Source organism: Caulobacter sp. S45, assembly GCF_903642205.1.
GTDB lineage: Bacteria > Pseudomonadota > Alphaproteobacteria > Caulobacterales > Caulobacteraceae > CAHJWH01.
On the sequence record NZ_CAHJWH010000161.1, the window covers coordinates 1 to 6994 of the forward strand.

The following is a 6994-nucleotide window of genomic DNA, read 5'->3' on the forward strand; positions in this document are numbered from 1 at the left end:
AGGTGGTGGTCCGCGAGACCGCGGAGACCAACCCCCACGCCCAGGCCGCCCGCGTCCGCACCGCCTGCGACAACCTCATGCTGGCCTACCAGGCGATCGACCACGCGCGGCGGCCCTCTCCGAGGTGAGACTCACGCCCGACATCGCCCTTTCAGCGCCTGTCAACGATCCTTGACGGGCTGAGTCGCGGATTGCACATCGGCCGGGTGAGCGAGGTCGGCATGCGGACGCCTACTACGTCAAGGCCCTCTGGGACGCCGAGGCGAAGGTCTGGGTGTCGGAAACGGACATCCCTGGCCTGATCATCGAGGCCGACACCCTGGCCGAGTTCGAAAATCTGTTCCAGGCCCTGGCGCCGGAGATGCTGGCCGAGAACGCCGGCGTCCACGATCGCTCCATCCGCCATACCAGCGACCTCTGAACGGACGTGCGAGCGGAATGCGCAACGGCCGCTTCTCGACGAAAGGCGCCCTGCAATCTTCAGGCGACGGGAGCCGACGTGGCCATATAGCTGCACGCCATGCTTCACCTCGTCATTCGCCCCAGCCAACCACGTCGTGGCCGCCAAAGATCATCCGCCGGATAAAGGGCGCTGACAGGCTGGAGCTAAACCCCGGGGGCGCCGCGCTCGCGTCGTCGAGACGCTTCATCTGGTCGCTGTCCAGCCGAAGATCGGTGGCTGCGATGTTGCTTTCGAGCTGCGACAGCTTGCTCGCTCCGATCAAGGTCGATGCGACGCCGGCGCGCGCCAGGGTCCAGGCGAGCGCCACCTGCGCCATGGGGCGGTCGAGCTCGGCGGAAACCGCCTTCAGCACGTCGAGGATGGCCCAGTTGCGGTCGCTGAACTTGCTGTCGCCGAAAGGGTTTGCGCCGCTCAGCCGGCCAGCGCCGGCCGTGTTCCCGCGCTGGTATTTTCCGGACAGGAAGCCGCCGGCCAGGGGGCTCCACGGCATCACGCCCATGCCGCCTTCTCGCGCCGCCGGGAAATGTTCGCCCTCCACGTCGCGGGCGACGAGCGAGTATTCGAGCTGCATGGCGATCGGCCCCGGCGTGCGTCGCTCGGCCGCAATCGTCGCCGCCTTCATCGCCAGCCATGCGGGCATGTCCGACAAGCCGAAATAGCGGATCTTGCCCGAGCGCACGAGGTCTCCGAGCGTCTGGACGATCTCTTCGACGGGTGTGACGCCGTCCCAGATGTGCATCCAGTAAAGGTCGATATAGTCGGTCCCAAGTCGCCTGAGCGATGCGTCGAGCGCGCGGTGGATGTTCTTGGCGCCGGCTCCGCCCGCATTCGGGTTGCCGCCGCCGGCCTGCGCCGCGGTCAACGGGCTCGCCGAACTGTTGAAGGCGAACTTGCTGGACAGGACGATGTCCTCGCGCGCGCCGCTGTCGGCGATGAACTTGCCGACCAGCCTCTCGCTCTCACCGCCGGAATAGATGTCGGCGGTGTCGACGAAGTTGCCGCCCGCGCCGCGGTAGGCGTCGAAGATCGCCCGCGACGTCGCTTCGTTCGCGCCCCATTCGCCAGGTCCGAAGGTCATCGTTCCAAGGGCCAGTGGGCTGACGACAAGGCCAGAGCGGCCGAGCGTGCGGAAATCTGTAAGGGACATGGCGCTCTGCTTTCATAGCGTTCGTTACGAAAGCCATGCTATGCCGGCTGACGGCCGTCAATCTATTTCAGAGCGCTCACTATGAAATCTGCCGAAGTCCGTTCTAAATCCCGCAAGATCGGCCGTCCCCTGTCGTTCGATCGCGACGCCGCGCTCGAGCAGGCGATGCTGACCTTCTGGCGCCATGGCTACGAAACGGCGTCGATCGTCGACCTGACGACCGCGATGGGGGTGACGGCGCCCAGCCTGTATGCGGCTTTCGGCGACAAGAAGCGGCTGTTCCTCGAAGCCGCGCGCCGCTATGCGGGCGATCCGGAGGCCGTGGCCCGGGCGATCAGGGAAGCGCCGACGGCCTATGACGCCGCGCGCGACCTGCTGACCGGGGCCGCGACGGCCTATACCGGCGACACCACGCCCAAGGGGTGCCTGCTCGCCAGCGCGACGGCCAGCGGGTCGGCCGCCTCCGCCGAGGTCCAGCGCGCCGTCGCCGATATCCGCAAGCAGACAGAGACCTGGTTATGCGGGAGGATCGAGCGCGACATCTCGGACGGCGTCCTGCCGCCCGGGACGAGCGCCGCCGCTCTCGCCGGTATGGTCATGGCGGTCGTCCAAGGCATGTCCGTGCTGGCCCGCGACGGCAAGCCTCGGACCGACCTGCTGGTCATCATGGATCAAACCTTGAAGGCGTGGCCCGTCTAAACCCTCTGTCGCGTCATAGGAGAACAAAGCGGCAACTTGGCCAATGTTGCGTACTCGAGCTTGGTGTATGAAGGTCATGCGGACGAAGTGCGCCGGGCGGCCTCACCGGCGGCGCGGTCGGCCTCTCCGGCAGCTTCAGGGCAGTCCCCTCCGCCCGTTTCACTGGTGCCCTCCCCCTCGATGGGGGAGGGGCAGGGGCGGGGGTGCGCGCGCCTACGTTGACGCTTAAGGCTTTGGAGGCGCCTCCCGAGCGCTTCCGTATGCGTGGTGCACCCACCCCCATCCCCGACCCTTCCCCCATCGAGGGGGAAGGGAGGCTGTAGCCCTGCCCGAAGCGCAGAGGCCTCAGCCGCCCGTTCGACCAGACGCCGCCGCACTTCGCGGCCACCCCCTCGCGCCCCGGCCGCGCCGGAACCCCAGAGCCGTGCTTCGAGCCTTGATCCAAGGCCGGCGGACGGCCGCGGGCGCGACACCATCGATAGGAGGCGCTGCGCGTGCCGATCAAGACTGGCGCACCGGCGTCCCTGCGCGCCCTGCAGTACCGTCGCCGCTACTGCGTCCAGCTCGAGGAGTTCATGGGCCGAGGCTACAGCTTCACCGCCTTCGCGGGCGAGATCGGCACCAGCCGCGCCAACCTGCTCCGATGGTGCGAGGAGCATTCGCCCTTCGCCAAGGCGCTGGAGCGCGGCCAGGCCCGGCGCGTCCGGCTGCTGGAGGAGCGGCTGCTCGCGGCGGACGGGCGCGAGACGCGGGGCGCCCAGGCCCAAACGCTGAAGGCCGCGGAGCGGGAGGACCGGGGCGCCCGTCCGGCCAGCGCCGGTCCGGCCAGGGCCGGTTTGGCCAGGGCCGGTTTGGCCAGGATCGCCCCGCGCACGTCCGCCCGGCCAAGGGCGCGGACGGCGGACGCGGTGAGCTTCGAGCCGCCGGACAACGGGCGTGACTAGGCCCGCGACCCGCCGCCTCGCGCCCCAGCCCGGCCCGCAGACGGCCTTTCTGGCCAGCCCCGCCGACATCGCCATCTATGGCGGGGCGGCGGGCGGGGGGAAGACCTGGGCGCTGCTGATGGAGCCGCTGCGCCACGTGGCCAATCCGGGCTTCGCCGCGGTGATCTTCCGACGCACCAATGTGCAGGTACGCAATGCCGGCGCCCTGTGGGACGAGAGCGAACGGCTGTACCCGCACCTGGGGGCGGAGGGCCTGCGCTCCCAGCTGGCCTGGCGGTTCCCGAGCGGGGCCAGCGTGCGCTTCGGCCACCTGGAGCACGACAAGACCGTCCATGACTGGCAGGGGGCGCAGGTCCCGCTGATCGGCTTCGACGAGCTGACCCACTTCTCAGGCCGCCAGTTCTGGTATCTGGTCAGCCGCAACCGGTCCACCTGCGGGGTGCAGCCCTATATCCGCGCCACCTGCAACCCGGATGCGGACAGCTGGGTCAAGGGCTTCATCGCCTGGTGGCTGGACGAGGCCACGGGGCTGCCGGCGCCTGAGCGCGCCGGGCGGCTGCGCTGGTTCGTGCGGGTGGACGACGCCCTGGTCTGGGCCGACGACCTCGGCGACCTCTACGGGCGCTATCCGCACCTGCCGGCCAAGTCGGCGACCTTCGTGCCGGCAAGGCTCTCGGACAACGCGGCCCTGACCTCGGCCGACCCCGGCTATCTCGCCAACCTGCTGGCCCTGCCGGCGGTGGAGCGGGCACGGCTGCTGGACGGGAACTGGAAGGTGCGCGCGGCCGCGGGGCTGCTGTTCCGCCGGCACTGGTGCCGGATCGTGGAGGCGGCGCCGGAAGGGCTGCGGGTGGTGCGGGGCTGGGATCTCGCGGGCACGCCGAAGACGGCCCACAACGATCCCGACTGGACCTGCGGGACCAAGATCGGCCGCAGCGACGGGGGCGCCTACTACGTCCTCGACCATGTGCGCCTGCGCGACACGCCGGGCGAAGTAGAGCGGCTGATCCGCCACACCGCCGATCTGGACGGGCCGGCTGTGGAGGTTTCACTGCCACAGGATCCCGGCCAGGCCGGCAAGGCGCAGTCGCTGGCGCTGATCGCGGCGCTGGAGGGCTACACGGTGCGCGCAAGCCCGGAGAGCGGCGACAAGGCCACCCGCTTCGGGCCGTTCTCGGCGAGTTGCGAGGCGGGGCGGGTGTACGTGCTCCGGGCTGAGTGGAACGAGGGCTGGTTCGCGGCGCTGGAGGCCTTCCCCGAAGGCCGCCACGACGACGATGCGGACAGCACGTCCCGCGCCTTCAACGCCTTCCTCAGCGCGCGGCTGGACAGCGAGGGCTTCCTGGAGCTGCTGCGGCGCCAGGCGTCGCCGTGAAGCCGGAGGGCGAGATGACGCCGTCCGGTCGGCCGGAGCAGCGGACCTACGCCGTTTCGACCGTCACCCAGACGCGCGGTGGCGGGCTCCAGCACACGCTGTGCATCATCGAGGCCGCAAGCCTCGATGCGGCGGAGGCGCGCGTGCTCGCGCGGTCCTTGCAGGGCGGTCGCACGATCTGCGGCCTGCTCAGCCGCGCCTGCGGGCCGGAGCCGATCTGAGCGCACCTGCCGAGCTGACCCTCCTCATCCTACGACGGAGCCCTCCATGCCTCCAACCGGCGGCCTGCGCACGGCCTTCAGCTTCCGCCTGAGCGACGGGGGGCGCTGGCGGTCCACCTTCCAGCCATCGGGGTCCATATTCTCGCCGGGCGCCCCGATTGCGCCGAGCGCCCCGCAGCCGGTGCGGACGCTCGACTTCAACGTCGGCGCCAACACGGTCACCACGCCCCGCGCCTCGGCCCCGTTCAGCTTTGCGGAGCTGCGCAGCTTCGCCAATGTCGAGCCGGTGCGGCTGGCCATCGAGACGGTCAAGGACCAGATCGAGCGGCTGGACTGGGCCATCAAGCCCCGCCGCGCCTCGACCCCCGCCGCCGGCGGGGCGGAGGCGGCGGCGCTGATCGCCCGCTTCTTCGCCCGCCCCGATGGGGTGACGCCCTTCGCCACCTGGCTGCGGGCGATGCTTGAGGACCTGCTGGTGCTCGACGCCCCGGCGGCGGAGATGCGGCGGGACCGGTCCGGCAAGCTGGTCGGCCTGGACGTGATCCCCGGCGACACCCTGAAGCTGCTGGTGGACGAGACCGGCCGCCGGCCGCTCGCTCCCCTGCCGGCCTACCAGCAGGTGATCAAGGGCGTGGTCTGGGCCGAGCTGACCACTGACGAGCTGATCTACGCGCCGCGCAACCCGCGGCCCAACCACCTTTACGGCCTGTCGCCGGTGGAGCAGATCGTGGTCACGCTGAATACGGTGCTGCGCCGCCAGACCGCCCAGCTGGGCTACTTCACCGAGGGCAACGTGCCCTCCGGCCTGCTGAACGCCCCCTCCAGCTGGGGCCCGGACGCCATACGCACCCTGCAGGAGGCGTGGGACCTGCGGCTGAGCGGCGAGGTGGCGGCCAAGTCCAAGCTCTACTGGGCGCCGGCGGAGACCAAGTACCAGCCGTTCAAGGACAGTCCCTTGAAGGACGACTTCGACGAGTGGCTGGCCAGAATCGTCTGCTACGCCTTTTCTTTGCCGCCGACGCCGTTCGTCAAGCAGATGAACCGCTCCACCGCCGACAACGACAGCGACCGCGCCCAGGCCGAGGGCGCCCAGCCCCGCAAGCTCTGGTGGAAGCGCATCGCCGATGGCCTGATCGCGCGCGAGTTCGGCCGTCCCGACCTGGAATGGAGCTGGTCGGACGAGACCGACGTCGACCCGCTGGTCCAGGCCCAGATCGACGACATCAACATCAGGAACGGCTCGACGACCCTGGCGGAGGTGCGCGACCGGCGCGGCCTCGGACCGCTGCGTGGCGCCGAGGTGGCCCGCATCTACACCGCCACCGGCGCCGAGCCGCTGTGACCCTTCGATCCTCCCTCACTAGGGGAGGGGAGACCAAGCGCAGCTTGGTGGAGAGGGTAGCGCCGCCGCTTCGCGTCGGCCCCCTCAGTCGGCTTCGCCGACAGCTCCCCCGGCAGGGGAGCATCTAAGATGGAGCAACCATGATCCTCTACGGCGAACTGACCAAGCTGGAGCCCCAGGACGACGGCACCCTCAAGGTGCACGGCGTCGCCTCCACAGGCGCCCGCGACGGCGCGGGCGAGGTGGTGGCGCCCGCCGCCATGCGCGCGGCCCTGCCGGGCTACATGGCCTTTGGGGCGATCCGGGAGATGCACCAGCCGCTGGCGGCCGGCGCGGCGCTCTACGCCGAGGTAGACGAGGAAGGCGCCACCCGCATCTGCGCCCACGTGGTCGACCCCACCGCGGTGAAGAAGGTCAGGGCCGGCGTCTATAAGGGCCTGTCCATCGGCGGCAAGGTGCTGGCGCGAGACCCCGCGGACCGGAACCTGATCACCTCCATCCGGCTGGACGAGATCAGCCTGGTGGACCGGCCCTGCAACCCGGAGGCGGTGATCGACCTCTGGAAGGCGGCGCCGAGGGCGCCCTCGAACGAAGCGGTGCGCGCCGAGGCGGAAGCCATGGCCAAGGCCGCCGGCCGGCCGGGCCGCCGCAACGACTACGTGGCGGCGGCGCGGGCTAGGCTGACCGAAGGGATTGCTCCCTCTGATCCGCTCATCCCGGCGAAGGCCGGGACCCAGATTGTAGGGCGCGAAGCCGGCCGGTTGGGCGCAGATCAAGGGGCGGCCAAGCCAGAGTCGGGAGAG

Annotated in this window: 8 protein-coding genes; 7 read left to right on the forward strand and 1 reads right to left on the reverse strand. The window is 70.3% G+C overall.

Annotation, left to right across the window (positions count from 1 at the left end; genetic code table 11):
• Positions 1-190 precede the first annotated feature (190 nt).
• A complete protein-coding gene (locus HUV06_RS16490; protein ID WP_174301798.1) occupies positions 191-421 on the forward strand; it encodes a DUF1902 domain-containing protein in 231 nt (76 codons plus the stop codon).
• Positions 422-533: 112 nt separating this feature from the next.
• Here the strand turns inward: HUV06_RS16490 and HUV06_RS13585 are convergent, their stop codons facing one another.
• Positions 534-1610: an aldo/keto reductase gene (locus tag HUV06_RS13585; RefSeq protein WP_174301792.1), complete on the reverse strand. Its 1077-nt coding sequence runs from the start codon at positions 1608-1610 to the stop codon at positions 534-536.
• Between the two features lie 81 nt (positions 1611-1691).
• Between HUV06_RS13585 and HUV06_RS16530 the strand changes: the two genes are divergently transcribed.
• From HUV06_RS16530 to HUV06_RS13615, 6 genes are all read left to right on the forward strand, one after another.
• The gene (locus tag HUV06_RS16530) at positions 1692-2309 is read left to right on the forward strand and encodes a TetR/AcrR family transcriptional regulator (protein WP_174301793.1); all 618 of its coding nucleotides are present in this window, start codon (positions 1692-1694) and stop codon (positions 2307-2309) included.
• Positions 2310-2803: 494 nt separating this feature from the next.
• Positions 2804-3253: a hypothetical protein gene (locus tag HUV06_RS13595; RefSeq protein ID WP_174301794.1), complete on the forward strand. Its 450-nt coding sequence runs from the start codon at positions 2804-2806 to the stop codon at positions 3251-3253.
• Positions 3246-4628 (forward strand): phage terminase large subunit, encoded by a 1383-nt coding sequence (gene terL / locus HUV06_RS13600; protein WP_174301795.1) that lies wholly within the window; start codon positions 3246-3248, stop codon positions 4626-4628. Before HUV06_RS13595 ends, terL begins: the two co-directional genes overlap by 8 nt.
• A 14-nt stretch (positions 4629-4642) precedes the next feature.
• Positions 4643-4849, forward strand: a complete 207-nt coding sequence (locus HUV06_RS13605; protein ID WP_174301796.1) for a hypothetical protein — start codon at positions 4643-4645, stop codon at positions 4847-4849.
• A 46-nt stretch (positions 4850-4895) separates the two neighbouring features.
• Complete coding sequence (locus HUV06_RS13610) at positions 4896-6191, forward strand: phage portal protein (RefSeq protein WP_174301797.1); 1296 nt, start codon at positions 4896-4898, stop codon at positions 6189-6191.
• 140 nt (positions 6192-6331) lie between these two features.
• The coding region (locus HUV06_RS13615; protein ID WP_217433863.1) for a hypothetical protein at positions 6332-6994 on the forward strand (663 nt) is incomplete at its 3' end.